Source organism: Staphylococcus carnosus (assembly GCF_900458435.1).
GTDB classification, from domain to species: domain Bacteria; phylum Bacillota; class Bacilli; order Staphylococcales; family Staphylococcaceae; genus Staphylococcus; species Staphylococcus carnosus.
Window position 1 is genome coordinate 1269787 of record NZ_UHCT01000001.1, and the last position, 17787, is coordinate 1287573.

18 protein-coding genes, 1 riboswitch and 2 other annotated features (1 of these 21 only partly in view) are annotated in these 17787 nt (G+C 33.5%); of the genes, 16 read left to right on the plus strand and 2 right to left on the minus strand.

Going from position 1 to position 17787, the window contains the following annotated elements; genetic code table 11:
- Positions 1 to 39: 39 nt before the first annotated feature.
- Positions 40 to 214: riboswitch (Lysine riboswitch) on the plus strand.
- Positions 215 to 307: 93 nt separating this feature from the next.
- From DYE31_RS06075 to DYE31_RS06150, 16 genes are all read left to right on the plus strand, one after another.
- A complete protein-coding gene (locus DYE31_RS06075; RefSeq protein WP_015900533.1) occupies positions 308 to 1795 on the plus strand; it encodes an amino acid permease in 1488 nt (495 codons plus the stop codon).
- A gap of 58 nt (positions 1796 to 1853) precedes the next feature.
- Positions 1854 to 1993: a sequence feature (ribosomal protein L20 leader region), on the plus strand.
- A gap of 22 nt (positions 1994 to 2015) precedes the next feature.
- Entirely contained in the window at positions 2016 to 2543 is a 528-nt protein-coding gene (gene infC / locus DYE31_RS06080; protein WP_015900532.1) for a translation initiation factor IF-3, read from the plus strand.
- A 30-nt stretch (positions 2544 to 2573) separates the two neighbouring features.
- Positions 2574 to 2774, plus strand: coding sequence for a 50S ribosomal protein L35 (gene rpmI, locus DYE31_RS06085; protein ID WP_015900531.1), 201 nt, complete (start codon positions 2574 to 2576; stop codon positions 2772 to 2774).
- A 107-nt stretch (positions 2775 to 2881) separates the two neighbouring features.
- On the plus strand, positions 2882 to 3238 hold the full coding sequence (gene rplT, locus DYE31_RS06090) for a 50S ribosomal protein L20 (RefSeq protein WP_015900530.1): 357 nt from the start codon (positions 2882 to 2884) through the stop codon (positions 3236 to 3238).
- A gap of 147 nt (positions 3239 to 3385) precedes the next feature.
- Positions 3386 to 3997 carry an NUDIX domain-containing protein gene (locus DYE31_RS06095; protein WP_015900529.1) on the plus strand — a complete coding sequence of 204 codons (612 nt, stop codon included), beginning with the start codon at positions 3386 to 3388 and terminating at the stop codon, positions 3995 to 3997.
- Between the two features lie 15 nt (positions 3998 to 4012).
- Positions 4013 to 4951, plus strand: coding sequence for a hypothetical protein (locus DYE31_RS06100; RefSeq protein WP_015900528.1), 939 nt, complete (start codon positions 4013 to 4015; stop codon positions 4949 to 4951).
- A gap of 164 nt (positions 4952 to 5115) precedes the next feature.
- The gene (tig, locus tag DYE31_RS06105; RefSeq protein WP_015900527.1) at positions 5116 to 6438 is read left to right on the plus strand and encodes a trigger factor; all 1323 of its coding nucleotides are present in this window, start codon (positions 5116 to 5118) and stop codon (positions 6436 to 6438) included.
- 370 nt (positions 6439 to 6808) lie between these two features.
- Positions 6809 to 8071 (plus strand): ATP-dependent Clp protease ATP-binding subunit ClpX, encoded by a 1263-nt coding sequence (gene clpX, locus DYE31_RS06110; RefSeq protein ID WP_015900526.1) that lies wholly within the window; start codon positions 6809 to 6811, stop codon positions 8069 to 8071.
- A 150-nt stretch (positions 8072 to 8221) separates the two neighbouring features.
- Entirely contained in the window at positions 8222 to 8809 is a 588-nt protein-coding gene (yihA, locus tag DYE31_RS06115) for a ribosome biogenesis GTP-binding protein YihA/YsxC (RefSeq protein WP_015900525.1), read from the plus strand.
- 281 nt (positions 8810 to 9090) lie between these two features.
- Positions 9091 to 10428, plus strand: a complete 1338-nt coding sequence (gene hemA, locus DYE31_RS06120; protein ID WP_015900524.1) for a glutamyl-tRNA reductase — start codon at positions 9091 to 9093, stop codon at positions 10426 to 10428.
- 22 nt (positions 10429 to 10450) lie between these two features.
- Positions 10451 to 11275: a cytochrome C assembly family protein gene (locus DYE31_RS06125; RefSeq protein WP_015900523.1), complete on the plus strand. Its 825-nt coding sequence runs from the start codon at positions 10451 to 10453 to the stop codon at positions 11273 to 11275.
- A 31-nt stretch (positions 11276 to 11306) separates the two neighbouring features.
- Positions 11307 to 12233 (plus strand): hydroxymethylbilane synthase, encoded by a 927-nt coding sequence (hemC, locus tag DYE31_RS06130; protein WP_015900522.1) that lies wholly within the window; start codon positions 11307 to 11309, stop codon positions 12231 to 12233.
- A gap of 26 nt (positions 12234 to 12259) precedes the next feature.
- On the plus strand, positions 12260 to 12949 hold the full coding sequence (locus DYE31_RS06135; protein WP_015900521.1) for a uroporphyrinogen-III synthase: 690 nt from the start codon (positions 12260 to 12262) through the stop codon (positions 12947 to 12949).
- Positions 12946 to 13929, plus strand: coding sequence for a porphobilinogen synthase (hemB, locus tag DYE31_RS06140; RefSeq protein WP_015900520.1), 984 nt, complete (start codon positions 12946 to 12948; stop codon positions 13927 to 13929). The genes DYE31_RS06135 and hemB overlap by 4 nt, the downstream gene beginning before the upstream one ends.
- 1 nt (position 13930) lies before the next feature.
- Positions 13931 to 15220: a glutamate-1-semialdehyde 2,1-aminomutase gene (gene hemL, locus DYE31_RS06145; RefSeq protein ID WP_015900519.1), complete on the plus strand. Its 1290-nt coding sequence runs from the start codon at positions 13931 to 13933 to the stop codon at positions 15218 to 15220.
- A gap of 147 nt (positions 15221 to 15367) precedes the next feature.
- The gene (locus DYE31_RS06150; protein ID WP_015900518.1) at positions 15368 to 16444 is read left to right on the plus strand and encodes an AbrB family transcriptional regulator; all 1077 of its coding nucleotides are present in this window, start codon (positions 15368 to 15370) and stop codon (positions 16442 to 16444) included.
- Between the two features lie 41 nt (positions 16445 to 16485).
- On the opposite strand, the gene pcp is transcribed toward DYE31_RS06150, so the two are convergent.
- Together pcp and DYE31_RS06160 are read right to left on the minus strand one after the other, a co-directional pair.
- Positions 16486 to 17127, minus strand: a complete 642-nt coding sequence (pcp, locus tag DYE31_RS06155) for a pyroglutamyl-peptidase I (RefSeq protein WP_015900517.1) — start codon at positions 17125 to 17127, stop codon at positions 16486 to 16488.
- A gap of 37 nt (positions 17128 to 17164) precedes the next feature.
- Positions 17165 to 17725, minus strand: coding sequence for a DNA-3-methyladenine glycosylase I (locus DYE31_RS06160; RefSeq protein ID WP_053463905.1), 561 nt, complete (start codon positions 17723 to 17725; stop codon positions 17165 to 17167).
- 58 nt (positions 17726 to 17783) lie between these two features.
- Positions 17784 to 17787, plus strand: a binding site (T-box leader); it runs 210 nt beyond the window's last position.

Genomic DNA, 17787 nt, shown 5'->3' on the forward strand with positions numbered 1-17787 from the left:
TTTAAGGTATATTACAATGTAGTTGAATAAATATTAAAAAAAAGTGTTAGAGGTTGCATCTTTGATAATTAACTTGTCAGAAGCTTTATGGAGCGAATGTTGAATGAGTCAAAGGCAAAGATGCCGAAATATATAATAACCATAACTATTGTATATTGGGACAGTTTCCGAATAGGAGCTGGACTGTCACATAATGTGATGTGCTACCGTATATTTATAAAGTCGAACAATGGTTGCATATCTTGGAATTGCAACCATTGTTTTTTTATTTAATTGCAAGCCTCTAATCCTAAGAAAGGATACGTTTATGGAAAATAAAAGTAGTCAAGATGCAGGCATCCAAAGAGGCCTGAAAGATCGTCATATTTCCATGATTGCGATAGGCGGTTGTATCGGAACAGGTTTATTCGTTACTTCTGGCGGCGCAATTCATGATGCAGGGCCTTTAGGGGCGCTGCTGGCATATGCGATTATTGGTATAATGGTATTCTTCTTAATGACATCATTAGGAGAAATGGCTACGTATTTACCTGTTTCAGGTTCATTTAGTACGTACGCAACACGATTTGTCGATCCTTCACTTGGATTTGCATTAGGATGGAACTATTGGTTTAACTGGGTAATTACAGTAGCAGCCGATGTAACAATTGCTGCACAAGTTATTCAATATTGGTCACCAATGAAAGGGATGCCCGCATGGGGTTGGAGTATTTTATTCTTATTAATTATATTCGCACTTAACTCATTATCAGTTAGAGTTTATGGTGAAAGTGAATATTGGTTCGCTCTAATAAAAGTAGTAACTGTTATTGTATTTATAATTATTGGTATCTTAACTATTTTAGGTATCATGGGCGGTAAATTTATTGGATTTGAAACATTTAATTCTGGAGAAGGACCAATCCTTGGCGGAAGCCTAGGTGGAAGTTTACTGTCAATACTTGGTGTATTCTTAATTGCAGGGTTCTCATTCCAAGGTACTGAATTGATCGGTATCACAGCAGGGGAATCTGAAAATCCTGAACGAGCTGTACCTAAAGCAATTAAACAAGTATTCTGGAGAATTTTACTGTTTTATATTTTAGCTATTTTTGTAATCGGTATGATTATTCCTTACACAAGTCCAGCTTTAATGGGCGGCGGTGATGATATTGCAACGTCTCCATTTACATTAGTATTTAAAAATGCTGGTTTAGCTTTTGCTGCTTCATTTATGAATGCTGTTATCTTAACATCAGTATTATCAGCTGGTAACTCTGGCATGTATGCTTCAACAAGAATGCTTTATTCTATGAGTAAAGATAAATTAGCTTCCGATGTTTTCGGCAAAACTTCTAAAAGCGGCGTGCCGTTTATTGCATTATTAGCAACTGGTATTGTAGTTGTGGCTATATTCTTACTACAAAAATTAAGCGGCGGTGCTTATGAATATATCGTTGCAGCAAGTGGTATGACTGGATTTATCGCTTGGGTCGGTATTGCAATCAGCCATTACAGATTCAGACGCGCATTCAAAGTACAAAACTATAATAAACATGAATTGAAATATAAAGCGAAATGGTTCCCATTCGGTCCAATTTTTGCAGGCGTTTTATGTGTAATTGTTATTATCGGTCAAGATGTTGATTTCATTAAAACTGGTAACTTTGATTTTAATCGTTTCCTCATCACTTATATGGGAATTCCAGTATTCTTAGCTTTCTTTATCTATCATAAATTAAGATATAGAACTAAAAAAATCCCATTAAAAGATGTAGATTTACGTCAAGATATGGACATGAGCCAATTTAAATAAAAATAATGATTGACTTTATAATTCTAAGTTGATATGATTATATACGTTGAATACGAAACGAACCAAGTAGAAGCTTCCCGCTTCTCACCTGTAGCGACGCATCATAGCTGTTGGCAGGTCCAATACAACGTGATAATCTAATCATGTTGACTAATGGAAAAAGAGCGGGCACTTCTGTGCCCGCTCTTTTTACTTGGGATATTTCGTAAATATAACGGAGGTGTTAACCATAGCAAAGGATCAAACGCAAGTTAACGAAAGAATTCGCGCAAGAGAAATTCGTGTCATTGGTCAAGACGGTGAACAAATCGGTGTAAAACAAAAACGTGAAGCATTAGAAATGGCTGAACGTGTAGGTTTAGATTTAGTAGTTGTCGCACCAAATGCTAAACCTCCTGTTGCTCGTATTATGGATTACGGCAAATACAAATTCGAGCAACAGAAAAAAGAAAAAGAAATGAAGAAAAAACAAAAAGTTATCAATGTTAAAGAAATTCGTCTAAGTCCAACAATTGAGGAACATGATTTCCAAACTAAGTTGAAAAACGGACGTAAATTCTTAAACAAAGGCGATAAATGTAAAGTTTCAATTCGTTTCCGGGGACGTGCTATTACTCATAAGGAAATTGGTCAACGTGTATTAGAAAAATTTGCTGATGAATGCAAAGATATCGCTACAGTTGAACAACGTCCTAAAATGGAAGGCCGTCAAATGTTTATCATGCTTGCACCAATAGCAGAAAAATAATTTTTATAATTTTACAGGAGGAATTTCATTATGCCTAAAATGAAAACACACCGCGGAGCAGCTAAACGTGTTAAAAGAACTGCTTCTGGTAAATTAAAACGTTCAAGAGCTTTCACATCTCACTTATTTGCTAACAAAAGTACTAAACAAAAACGTAAATTACGTAAAGCTAGCTTAGTTTCTAAAAGTGATATGAAACGCGTAAAACAATTATTAGCTTACAAAAAATAATTGAGTGATTCAGAAATAAAAGGGCAACAGCTTTTTCAATAAAGGTTGCTTTCGTCATAATTAATTAAAATATAAGTGTTATTAACATAACCAAGGAGGAATTCAATATGCCACGTGTTAAAGGTGGAACAGTAACAAGAGCACGTCGTAAAAAAGTAATCAAATTAGCAAAAGGTTACTTCGGCGCAAAACGTACTTTATATAAAACAGCAAAACAACAAGTAATGAAATCAGGTCAATACGCATTCCGTGACCGTCGTCAAAGAAAACGTGATTTCCGTAAATTATGGATTACACGTATCAATGCAGCAGCTCGCAACCACGGTATGAGCTACTCTAAATTGATGAACGGCTTGAAACAAGCTGATATCGATATCAACCGTAAAATGCTTTCTGAAATCGCTATTTCAGACGACAAAGCTTTCGGTGAATTAGTAGAAAAAGCAAAAGCTGCTTTAAAATAAGCTTATCTTAAAAAACACTCAATCATTGATAGAAATTCGATGGTTGAGTGTTTTTTGTTTAAAAGGAAGTCGCTTCGTCTTTACTGTATTTTCAAATCTTTGATAAAATACAAGCAAGTACATAACAAAAGAATAAAGGAGAAACTCATGTCAAAATTTGATGAAAAAATTATCGTAGTTCCAAGAGAAATTGTTTTTAATCACGAGAAAAATGCATTTAATGGATTTTTGTCTAAAAACGTTCCGATGGGTGAAAAAATCTTTGATACACTTGATCAATATGAAGTAAAAAGACGTGGAGATATGGAAGAAGACCCAGCATATAAACAACTCATTTCTTATTGCCTATTAGAAAATGAAAATGGTGAAACATTAGTATATGAACGTCTTTCAGGCGGCGGTGAAGAACGTTTGCATGGTCAATCTTCAATTGGTGTCGGCGGACACATGAATGACGTATTAGATGCGCAAAATGTTAATGAAGTATTACGTGTAAATGCGCAAAGAGAGCTAGAAGAAGAAATAGGTTTAAGTTCTAGTAAAACTCAAAATATGGAATATTTAGGTTTTATTAACGATGATACAAATGAAGTAGGAGAAGTTCATTTAGGTATCGTATTTAAGATTCGTGTTGATACAGAAAATGTAGAAGTGAAAGAAACAGATACACTTAAAATTAAATGGATGCATCAAGGACGTATTGACAACTATGATGACTTTGAAACATGGAGTGCCTTAATACTGAAAGCATTTAACTAAAAGCAGGTGTAATCAATGTCAGATATTATTCCGTTTCCGCAAAACAATGAAAAGTTAATCAAAGATATTAAAACTTTTTTTGAACAAGAAAAATATGAACAAATGTATGATGCTTTCATGAACTATGAAAGGGAGTTTGAATTAACAACAGAACTTGCTTTATTAAAATGTGAAATGTTGCTGCGAATGGAACAATATTTAGAATTACGAGAAGAAGCAATCGTATTATTGAAACAAGGATATGATGCGTATGATAAATTAATGGTTTATTATATGACGAGCTTACATGGCTTGGGCCAATATTTTGAATGTGTGGAAGTATTTAACCAAATTATTGACCAAGTGAAAGACCATAATATCCGTATGCAATTGTTTCCTATTAAAGAAGATGCTCAAATGCAATTAAATGAAAATAAAAAGCGATATATTGCAAGAATGAAACAGTTTCCTGACTTAAAGGTAGATCAGCAATTATATTTGATTTTTGATTTGATGCATGAAGGACAATTTGGTTTTACAGATACGTTTGCTGAGTTATTATCTACACATCCATTCCATACAAATGTTCAAACAATCATCTTAGAATACTTAAAAAAAGGTCAATATAATAAAGAAGTTAAATTCACTAAATATGAAGCTGAATTTACGGTGCAGCCTGATCAATTACCTGGTCTTGAGTATGCAGTGTTCACACAACAAGTAATTCCTAATGTAATGGAAAGATTTGAAAATAATTACGGAGACCAATTACGCAGTGAAATCGCACAAATGCTCCAAAATTTTTCAATCGCTTTGTATCCGCTTGAAATAGAAAAAGTTGCTTCTATAAAAATATGGATAGATAGTTTCTATGTATATTTAGAGAAAATGTTGAATTTATCATTTAGCCCAACTGAAAACATTAATGATAAAGTAAATAATTGGATTGAAAAAGTACAAAAGAATATTAAATAGTAAATAGGGTATTTGATTAATATTGTAGAGCAAGAGTCACTTTATCCGTTTTGCGTGTAATCATGGTTAAACACACTAATCACAACGTTTGTAACCGTATTATACGTATGATATAATGATGAAGTTGAAAAATTAAAATAGGATTATCATGGAGGTTTTTATACATGACAGCAACATGGGAAAAAAAGGAAGGTAACCAAGGCGTATTATCAGTTACTGTTCCAGCTAAAAAAGTAGATCAAGCAATTGATCAAGCATTCAAGAAAGTAGTAAAACAAGTAAACATTCCTGGTTTCCGTAAAGGGAAAGTACCTCGTCAAATTTTTGAACAACGTTTTGGCGTAGAAGCTTTATACCAAGATGCAGTAGACATTTTGCTTCCTGAAGCATATGGTGAAGCAATCGAAGAAACTGGTATTAAACCAGTTGATCAACCAGAAATCGAAGTTAATCAAATCGAAAAAGGTAAAGATTTAAAATTCGATGCAACTGTAACTGTTCAACCAGAAGTAAAACTTGGTGAATACAAAGGTCTTGAAATCGAAAAACAAAACGCTGATTTAACTGACGAAGAATTACAAGAAGCAATTGATCACAGTTTAGGTCACTTGGCTGAAATGGTAATTAAAGAAGATGGTTCAGTTGAAGAAGGCGACACTGTTAACATCGACTTTGATGGTTATGTTGATGGCGAACAATTCGAAGGCGGACAAGCTGAAAGTTACGATTTAGAAATCGGTTCAGGTATGTTTATCCCAGGCTTCGAAGAACAATTAGTAGGATTAAAAACTGGTGATGAAAAAGACGTTAAAGTTACGTTCCCAGAAGAATATCATGCTGAAGAATTAGCTGGTAAAGAAGCTACATTCAAAGTTAAAATCAATGAAATCAAATATAAAAACGTTCCAGAATTAGATGATGAAATTGCTAACGAATTAGATTCTGATGCTGATAATGTTGAAGAATACAAAGAAAATCTTCGTAAACGTTTATCTGAAGAAAAGAAAGTCAATGCTGAAAATGTTGAAAAAGAAGAAGCTATCAACAAAGCAGTAAATAATGCTGAAGTTGATATTCCAGAAGCAATGATTAACAATGAATTAGATCGTATGATGCAAGAATTTGCTCAACGTATTCAACAATCAGGCTTGAACTTAGAAACTTACTTCCAAATTTCTGGACAAGATGAATCTCAATTAAGAGAACAAATGAAAGATGACGCTGAAGAACGCGTTAAAACTAACTTGACTTTAAATGCAATTGCAAATGCTGAAGAAGTTGAAGCTACTGAAGAAGACATTGATAAAGAATTAGAAGCAATGAGCACACAATTCAATATCTCTGTTGAAGACATTAAGAAAACACTTGGCAGCACTGATATCGTAAAAGACGATGTTCGTGTTAAAAAAGTGATTGACTTATTATTAGATGACGCTAAATTAGTTGAACCTTCAGAAGACGCTGAAGAAGAATCTGAAGATAAATAATCTATAAAAAATCATTTGTATAATTAAACATGTAGAGGGTGAGATAGTTATTCAATTGCTATCTCATCCTCTACAGTTGATTTATAATCGGAATAATTTCGATTTAAAATTACTTATGCTATAGTGTTTGTAAGCAACATTGTTGCATAAGTTGGTATTCATGATATATTCGGATTATGAGAAATATATCAAGGACATAAGATTTAATTTAAATAGACATATATACTGAATCGCCTTTATAGAGACTTTATTACCCAAGTTAATATGAAAAGGTGCAAGTTTAGTATTATTTATAAAGGTTATAAACACATCAATTGCAACATTGAGAGTGTTTTAGTATAGTCTTTATGGAATAGGGGTGTAAAAAATAATGTTCAAATTCAATGAAGATGAAGAAAAATTAAAATGCTCATTCTGTGGCAAGGACCAAGATCAAGTTAAAAAACTTGTTGCTGGAAGCGGTGTTTACATCTGTAATGAATGTATCGAATTATGCTCGGAAATCGTAGAAGAAGAGCTAGCGCAAACAGCTACAGAAGAATTTACAGACTTACCGACTCCTAAAGAAATTATGGATCAACTTAATAATTATGTTATTGGCCAAGATAAAGCGAAAAAATCTTTATCTGTTGCTGTTTATAATCACTATAAACGTATTCAACAGCTTGGACCAAAAGATAATGAAGTTGAATTGCAAAAAAGTAATGTGGCATTAATCGGACCAACTGGTAGTGGTAAAACATTACTAGCACAAACTTTAGCTAAAACATTAAATGTACCATTTGCAATTGCAGATGCTACTAGCTTAACTGAAGCAGGTTATGTTGGTGAAGATGTAGAAAACATCTTGTTACGTTTAATCCAAGCAGCAGACTTTGACATCGATAAAGCTGAAAAAGGTATTATCTATGTCGATGAAATAGATAAAATTGCACGTAAATCTGAAAACACATCAATTACACGTGATGTTTCTGGTGAAGGTGTACAACAAGCGTTGCTTAAAATTCTTGAAGGAACTACTGCAAGTGTACCGCCACAAGGTGGACGTAAGCATCCAAACCAAGAATTCATTCAAATTGATACAACAAATATCTTATTCATCTTAGGCGGAGCTTTTGATGGTATTGATGAAGTCATCAAACGTCGTTTAGGTGAAAAAGTAATTGGTTTTGCAAGCAATGAAGCAGCTAAATATGACGAAAGTGCTTTACTTGAACACATTCGTCCTGAAGATTTACAATCATATGGTTTAATTCCAGAATTTATTGGTCGTATTCCAATCGTTGCAAACTTAGAAACATTAGATATTGCTGCATTGAAAAATATCTTAACTCAACCTAAGAATGCATTAGTTAAACAATACAAAAAAATGCTTGAGTTAGACCATGTAGAACTTGAGTTTACTGAAGAAGCGCTTACTGCTATTGCAGAAAAAGCAATCGAACGTAAAACAGGTGCACGTGGATTACGCTCAATCATTGAAGAATCATTAATTGAAATTATGTATGATATCCCATCATCTGATGATGTTGCAAAAGTTGTCATTACAGATAATACAATTAATAATGAAGCTAATCCGGAATTATATGATGCTGAAGGTAACGAAGTTAATTTAGAAAAAACTTCAGCTTAGTTGATTAATTAACCTTACACTTCGAATTACTCAATACTGAGTAGTTTGAAGTGTATTTTTTTGTTGTTGGAATTATATCAATTTTGTGTGGTTATCTGATATAATGTAACGCGACAATGGTGAGAAAGATAATGAGAAAAGAGGGAAAACATGAAAGTTAATCCAAATAATATTGAATTGCTAATCAGCGCTGTTAAACCAGAACAATATCCTGAAACAGGGTTAGAAGAAGTCGCATTAGCTGGTCGTTCAAACGTAGGTAAATCTACCTTTATCAATAGTATGATAGGCCGCAAAAATATGGCACGTACTTCACAACAGCCTGGAAAAACGCAAACATTAAATTTTTATAATATTGATGATCAAATGATATTTGTAGATGTTCCTGGATATGGTTATGCGAAAGTAAGTAAAAAACAGCGTGAACAATTTGGTAAAATGATTGAAAAATATATTACGCAGCGTGAGCAATTAAAAGTGGTTGTTCAATTAATTGATATCAGACATAATCCAACAGAAGACGATGTACTTATGTATGATTTCTTAAAATATTATGATCTTCCCGTTTTAATCATTGCAACTAAGGAAGATAAAATCGCAAAAGGTAAAGTTCAAAAACACTTAAAAAATATAAAAGATAAATTGGAACTAGAAGAAGAAGATACAATTATCAGTTATTCTTCAGTAACCAATAAAAATCAGCAAGTTATTTGGGATGCTATCGAAAGATATTTATAATGATTATTACATGATAATATTATTAAAAAAGCGACTATTATTTTTCTCGAAACAGGGAAATGTAATTATAATTGATAGTTAGAACCTGTTTAATTTAAAAATATCAAAATCAGTGTCGTTTTTTTGTCTTATTAAGTAAGTAACAACCATAATTTTGTCGAAATTATGAATGGATAAATTGCTAGATTAGAATATTTATCATTAATATGAATTGATATCTTTATGGCTTAATCATGTGTGTTATAATGATAGTATTGTCAATAGTATGGAGGGCGTTATAAATGCATATAATTGCGATAAGCATCAACCATCGTACCGCTGATGTAGCACTTAGAGAAAAAGTTGCTTTCAAAGCTGATGCCATACGTGAATCGCATCTCGATTTATTCGAAACTAAATCGATATTAGAAAATGTTATCTTATCAACTTGTAACCGTACTGAAGTTTATGCGGTTGCAGACCAAATACACACTGGACGTTATTATATCCAACGCTTTTTAGCGCGTAAGTTCGGTTTAGAAGTTGATGAAATCAAAGAGATGTCTGAAGTTTTTGTCGGGGATGAAGCTGTAGAGCATATATTTAGAGTTACTGCTGGACTAGATTCTATTGTGTTGGGGGAAACGCAGATTTTAGGCCAAATGCGTGATGCATTCTTTATAGCTCAAGAAGAAGGTACGACTGGAACAATTTTCAATCATTTGTTCAAGCAAGCGATTACTTTCGCAAAACGTGCGCATCATGAGACTGATATTGCTGATAATGCAGTCAGTGTTTCATATGCGGCAGTAGAATTAGCTAAAAAAGTGTTTGGAAACTTAAAATCAAAACATGCTGTAATTGTAGGAGCAGGCGAGATGAGCGAACTTTCATTGCTTAACTTGTTGGGTGCTGGAATCGATAATATTACAGTTGTGAACAGAACTAAAGAACGTGCACAGCAACTTGCTGAAAAACATCAAACACAATATGCAGATTTAAGTAATTTAAATGAATTACTTGTTAATGCTGATATTGTAATCAGTTCAACAAGTGCACAAAATTATGTAATTACTCAAGAAATGATGAATAATGTTTTAGACCAACGTCGTCATGAGCCTATGGTGTTAATAGATATTGCGGTACCTAGAGATATAGATCCAGCAATTGAATTAGATATGAATGTATTCAGCTACGATATAGATGATTTGAAAGGCTTAGTAGATGCAAACTTAAGAGAACGTCAAGCAGCTGCAGATCAAATTGCTGAACAAATACCAGCAGAGATTAATGAACATAACGATTGGGTTAATATGTTAGGTGTGGTTCCTGTAATCCGTGCACTTCGCGAAAAAGCAATGCATATTCAACAAGATACAATGGATAGCATTGATCGAAAATTACCGGATTTAAGCGAACGCGAACGTAAAGTGATTTCTAAACATACTAAAAGTATTATCAATCAAATGTTGAAAGACCCTATTAAACAGGCTAAAGAATTGAGTAATGATAAGAATAGCAGTGAAAAATTAGAGCTGTTTCAAAACATTTTCGATATCGAAGCTGAAAGTGAATATAAAAAGAGTCTAGCGAAAAAAGAACGAAAACTCTCGGCAAGACATATTTTAGGTTTTGAATAAACAGCCTTAGTATGGTGATGATATGCAAGATATATTTTTCGTACGCTTCCATGAAGTAACGTTGCTAATTTATTTACTCAGTATTTCTTGCTACTTTTATGATTTTTTTAAGAAGAATCATAAAATTAGAATGTTAGGTTTTTATACATTGGGGATTGTTTGGTTGTTTCAAACAATCTCTTTGTCTTTATATGTGAATAGTGTGCAATCGGTTCCTTTAGGTTCCGTTTTTGATGTATTCTATTTTTTAAATTGGCTGATATTATCTATTTCGATAGTAATCAGTGTTGTTAAACAACTGGATTTTTCGATATTTTTGTTCAATGCAATTGGCTTTGTTGTTATGACCATTCATACATTCCGACCGAATGAAACGTTTATTCAGCATGCTGAGTTTAATGTGAATCATGAGTTATTAATTATTCATGTATCATTGGCTATTATCAGTTATGCATTATTTTCATTAGCGTTTGTTAACGGTGCTCTATATGTACTTCAGTATCGTAACCTTAAACAAAAGCATTTTGACCAAAAATATTTTAGAATAGGCAGTGTGTATAACCTGGAAAAAATGATGTTTTATTCAACACTCATCGGTTTAATTATTTTGGTTATCGGTGTAATTCTAGGTGCACAGTGGGGCTTTCAAACAATTGGTTTAGCAATCTTACTTGATCCAAAAGTCATTTCATCTATTATTTTAATGATTTGCTATGCCGTATATATAATTTTGCGTACTAAAAAATGGGTAAGTCCTTTAAACCAAGTCTTATTTAATATGTTGATATATATGTTCAGTATGTTTAACTTAATATTTATCTCTCACTTCCCAAACTTTTTTGGTTAGTGAATGACCAGATTGAATTGGAGGAATAAACATGCGTAAGCTTGTGGTTGGTTCGCGCAGAAGTAAATTAGCATTGACGCAAAGTCGTCAATTTATTGAAAGATTAAAGAAAGTAGAACCTGACTTAGATATAGAAATAAAGGAAATAGTAACTAAGGGCGACCGTATCGTAGATAAACAATTATCTAAAGTTGGCGGTAAAGGTTTATTTGTGAAAGAAATCCAACAAGAGTTGTTCGATCATGAAATAGATATGGCCATTCACTCATTAAAAGATGTGCCAAGCGAATTGCCAGATGGATTAACTTTAGGATGTATTCCTGATAGAGAAATTCCACTTGATGCATTTATCTCGAAAAATCATGTTCAATTAGCAGATTTACCAGATGGAAGTATTGTAGGAACAAGTTCTTTACGACGCGGTGCTCAAATTTTAGCGAAATATCCTAATTTAGAAATTAAATGGATTCGTGGTAATATTGATACGCGTTTGAGTAAATTAGAAACTGAAGACTACGACGCAATCATTTTAGCAGCAGCTGGATTACGCAGAATGGGTTGGTCTGATGATATTGTAACTGAATATTTAGATCCTGAATTACTTGTACCAGCTATCGGCCAAGGTGCACTTGGAATAGAATGCAGAAGCGATGATACAGAACTTCTTGACTTATTGAGTAAAGTTCATAATCAAGAAGTTGCTGAGTGTGTCACTGCTGAGCGAACATTCTTGAAAGAAATGAACGGAAGCTGTCAAGTTCCAATCGGAGGATATGCGACAATTGATGATAATGGACGCTTAACTTTTACTGGGTTAATTATGTCTCCAGACGGCAAACAACGCTTTGAGCAAACTGCAACTGGAAACGACCCCGTTGAACTTGGTAAAGAAGTCAGCGACATATTAAAAGAACAGGGTGCAAAAGAAATTATTGACGCTCTGAATGAAGAGTCGTAATTCATAAACATCGGAGTTGATTACAAATGCAGACACCAGTGATTATGACACAATCCAGCAATATAAAAAGTGAAGATGAGGATATTATTCATCTTCCTTTTATTAAGATTAAACCATTGTCTTTTAACGAAGCGCTTTTAAATCATCATTATGACTGGATTATATTTTCATCAAAAAATGCGGTGAAATATTTCCGTGATTATTTTCAACAATTAAACGTTGATTACGTTGCTGCTATTGGTGAAAAAACGAAAGATTACTGTAATCAAGTTGGAATTTCTGTTGATTTCTTTCCTAAAAATTTTTCGCAAGAAGGATTTATAGATGAGTTCAAAGTGAATCAAGGGGATAGGATAATTATTCCGAGCAGTGCAGCTGCACGTCCATTTTTACAAAAAGAACTTCAAGAAAAAAATGCAGAAGTCGTCAAAATAGATTTATATGAACCAGAGGCATACACTGAAAATATATTACAAGCAATTTCTTTATTAAAAAGAAATCTTGCGAATGGCATAGCATTTGCAAGTTCTTCTGCTGCAGATAATTTTTTCAAAGAAGCTGAAAACTTAAATCTTGATTCAAATTATAATTATTATGCTATTGGTAGACCTACTTTTGAAAAGATAGAAGAATATGGTTATACCGCAAAAATAGCTGAAGAGCAAACGATTGATGGATTATTAAAAATAATTAAAGAAAGTAGGAATCGTAAATGAGTTTTGATAGACATAGAAGACTACGTGCAAATAAAACAATTCGTAGCCTTGTCAGAGAAAATCACGTTAGAAAAGAAGATTTGATTTATCCAATATTTGTTGTGGAAAGAGATGACGTTAAAGAAGAAATTCCTTCCATGCCAGGTATTTATCAAATCAGCTTGAATCGTTTGGATGAAGAATTAAAAGAAGCTTATGATTTAGGTATCAGAGCCGTTATTTTCTTCGGAGTTCCAAATGAAAAGGATTCCGTAGGTACTGGCGCTTATGCGCATGAAGGTATTGTTCAACAAGCAACACGTAAATCTAAAAAATTATATCCAGATATGTTAGTCATTGCTGATACTTGCTTATGTGAATATACAGATCATGGTCATTGCGGTTTAATTGATGAACATACTCATGATGTTGATAATGACAAATCATTACCGCTTCTTGTAAAAACAGCAGTTTCTCAAGTTGAAGCGGGTGCAGATATTATCGCACCAAGTAATATGATGGACGGTTTCGTCACAGAAATCAGAAAAGGTTTAGATGAAGCAGGATATTACAATATTCCAATTATGAGTTATGGTATTAAATACGCTTCAAGCTTCTATGGTCCATTCCGTGATGCTGCAGAATCAACACCTTCATTTGGGGACCGTAAAACTTATCAAATGGATCCATCAAATCGCCGTGAAGCTTTATTAGAATTAGAAAGTGATTTGCATGAAGGTGCAGATATGATGATTGTAAAACCATCATTAAGTTTCTTAGATATCATTAGAGATGTAAGAGAGAGAACGAATGTACCAGTCATTGCTTATAATGTAAGTGGTGAATACAGCATGACTAAAGCTGCTGCATTACAAGGTTGGATTGATGAAGAACAAATCGTAATGGAACAAATGACATCTATGAAACGTGCAGGCGCAGATATGATTATTACTTATTTCTCTAAAGATATCTGCCGTTATTTAGATAAGAAGGAGGATTAAGATGGGTTACGAAAAATCTATTGAAGCCTATAAAAAAGCAGAACAACTTATGCCGGGTGGTGTAAACAGCCCCGTTCGTGCATTTAAATCTGTAGATATGCCAGCTATTTTTATGGATCATGGTAAAGGTTCAAAAATTTACGATATCGATGGCAATGAATATATTGATTACGTACTAAGCTGGGGTCCTTTAATTCTAGGACACGAAAATCCGCAAGTAATTGAAAACTTGCATAAAGCAGTTGATAAAGGAACAAGTTTTGGTGCTTCAACACTTGAAGAAATCAAACTTGCTGAATTAGTGATAGATCGCGTTCCTTCTATTGAAAAAGTCAGAATGGTATCTTCTGGTACAGAAGCTACACAAGATACAATTCGTTTGGCTCGTGGTTATACTGGAAGAGACAAAATTGTAAAATTTGAAGGTTGCTACCATGGTCACAGTGATTCATTATTAATCAAAGCTGGTTCTGGTGTCGCAACTTTAGGTTTACCTGATTCTCCAGGAGTACCTGAAGGCACTGCCAAAAGTACAATAACTGTTCCTTACAATGATTTAGATGCTATTCGTAAAGCTTTTGAATTGTATGGTGACGATATTGCAGGAGTTATCGTTGAGCCTGTTGCAGGAAACATGGGTGTTGTACCGCCAGTTGAAGGTTTCTTACAAGGCTTACGCGATATTACGAATGAATATGGTTCTTTACTAATCTTTGATGAAGTTATGACTGGTTTCAGAGTAGGTTATAACTGTGCACAAGGTTATTTTGACGTCATTCCAGATTTAACTTGCTTAGGTAAAGTTATTGGAGGCGGCTTACCTGTAGGTGCATTCGGTGGTAAAAAAGAAATCATGGATGAAATTGCTCCTGTTGGTACAATTTATCAAGCAGGTACATTATCAGGAAACCCATTAGCAATGACAAGTGGTTATGAAACATTAAGTCAGCTTACACCTGAAAGTTATGAATACTTCAATGAATTAGGAGATATGTTAGAAGATGGCTTGAAAAAAGTAGCTGCTAAGCATAATGTTCCGATGACTGTAAATAGAGCAGGTTCTATGATCGGTTATTTCTTAAATGATGGACCTGTGACTAACTTTGAACAAGCGAATAAAAGTGATTTGAAATTATTCTCTGAAATGTATCGTGAAATGGCTAAAGAAGGTGTCTTCTTACCACCATCTCAATTTGAAGGTACTTTCTTATCAACCGCACATACAAAAGAAGATATTGAACGTACAATCGAAGCGTTTGATAAAACATTTGAAAGAATAACTAATAAATAATTATTAAATTCAAATTTGAAATCTATAAAAGTGCATACCTTTAGGTATGTGCTTTTATTTTTGGGCAATTTTGTAACGAGAAATAATGAAAAATGTTATCATTAACGTATCGAAAGAGAAGTCGCGGATTTAAGGGTAGTGATAAAAGTGAATAAAAAATGGCTTAATAATATGATTGTTTTATTATTAGCAGTAGTTATTAGTTTAATTTTTTCAGCTTTGCATATCATGCTGCCATTTATGTTTGGTCCGATCATTGCCAGTATTATATGTATCAGAGTATTTAAAATGGATATACAATGGCCATTTTGGATCAGCCAACTTGGATTGATTTTACTTGGGGTGCAAATCGGTTCAACGTTTACCAAAACAGTAGTCAATGATATCGCACAGAATTGGTTTTCTATTATTTTAGTTACAGTATTATTGCTGGTATTAGCAATTTTGATTGCTTATTTCTTTAAAAAAATTGCACATGTTAATACTGAAACTGCGTTATTAAGTGTAATTCCTGGTGCTTTAAGTCAAATGTTGATTATGGCTGAAGAAGATAAACGTGCAAATATTTTAGTTGTAAGTCTCACTCAGACCTCACGTATTATATTTGTTGTGATTTTAATTCCAATGCTTTCATATTTTATGTCCAGTGGAAGTTCAGCAGGCGGTGCAGCAAAAGCAGTGAAATTGAAACCGCTCAGCGAAGCACTTTCAATTTGGCAAATTGTCTTCTTAATTGTAGCTGTAGCAGTTGTTTATATTTTGATGGATAAAATTAATTTCCCAACTAAGCAATTATTAGCACCAATTGTAGTTTTAATTGCATGGAATATGATTACAAATGCGACATTTACTTTAGACAATTATCTTATTGCAGGTGCACAAGTTGCATATATGATTCGAATCGGAATTCAAATTTCTAAATTATTAAGTGATTTGAAAGGTAGAGTTGCTGTGGCAATTGCCTTTCAAAATATCATGTTGATTTTATGTGCGTTCGTTATGGTATATTTTGTTCATTTATTTAACCACATGTCATTAAATGATTTATTCTTAGGTGCTGCACCTGGAGGAATGAGTCAAATTGTACTCGTTGCATTAGAAACTCATGCTGATGTAGCGATTATATCTAGTTTCCACATCTTTAGAATATTCTTCATCTTATTCCTTATTGCACCAGCTATAAAGTATTTCTTGAACTACACAGAACGGTCAACCAAAAAATAAACAAAACTGCCTCTGAATTGAAAAGAGGCAGTTTTTCTATATTATTGAATTTCACCTAGTGCTTCTTTAATATCTTGATTATCTTCAGAAATGGCACCAATTGCAGCTTCTAACCCTGTTACAATACTGCTTAAGGCCATAGAAGGTTTATCAGGTTTATCAACAACTTGTTCTGGAATAAATGGAACATGAATAAATCCAAATTTAATATCAGGATATCGTGTCGCTTGCAAATATCCGAGTTGATAAAGAATATGATTACATACGAAAGTACCAGCAGTATTTGATAAAGCAGCTGGAATACCAGCATCTTTAATTGCTTGCGTCATTTTTTTGACTGGTAAGTTAGAAAAATATGCAGGTGCGCCATCTTGTTGAATCGGTATATCAATCGGCTGATTGTTTTCATTATCAGGAATACGTGCATCATCGATATTAATACCGACACGTTCAGGTGTTAGATTATAACGACCGCCAGCTTGTCCGATTGCAATAACCGCATCAAAGTGTTCTGCTTTTAATTTGTCAGCTATTTTATCTGAAGATTTATGAAAGACAGTAGGGATCTCTAATTTTGTAATTTGATGATTTTTGATTTGTTCTGGCAATAACTTTATAGCCTCTAATGCAGGGTTCTTCTTTTCTCCGCCAAACGGATCAAAAGCTGTAATTAAAATTTTCATTATATACATCTCCGTTTAAAAGATTTAATTTATATATTTAATGTTTTGAAGGCTTAAAAGGGCAATCTTCTAAGTGTGCATCATATAAACCAGCCGCTTCTAGAAATGAGAACATGGTCACAGGTCCCATAAATTTAAAACCATATTTTTTTAAATCCTTAGACATCTGTTTAGCGCGTTCATCTACAGTAATGCGATCAGCTGGTGTTTTATATTTTAGGTCAATCGGCTGATCATTAACATATGACCATAAAAATTTACTGAAACTGCCATGTTTCTTTTCAATTTCTAAATAACCTTTAGCTTGACTCACAATGGCTTCTAATTTTTTGCGATAATGAACGATTCCTGGAAACTCCATAACCTTATCGATATCTGCATTTGTCATAGAGGCGATTTTTTCAGGGTCAAAATTGTAAAAAGCTTCACGGTAAGCAGGGCGCTTTTTCAAAATAGTAAGCCAAGAAAGCCCTGCATGTTGGGATTCTAAAGCCATTAATTCAAAAAGTTTTCTGCTGTCATGAAGCGGTTGTCCCCATTCTTTATCATGATATTCTATATATACTGGATCAGTTGTTCCAAAAGCACAATCTGTCATATTTTTTTACCACCTCATTGACTTATTTTGTAGTTCTATTATACTATAAATAAGTAAGTGAA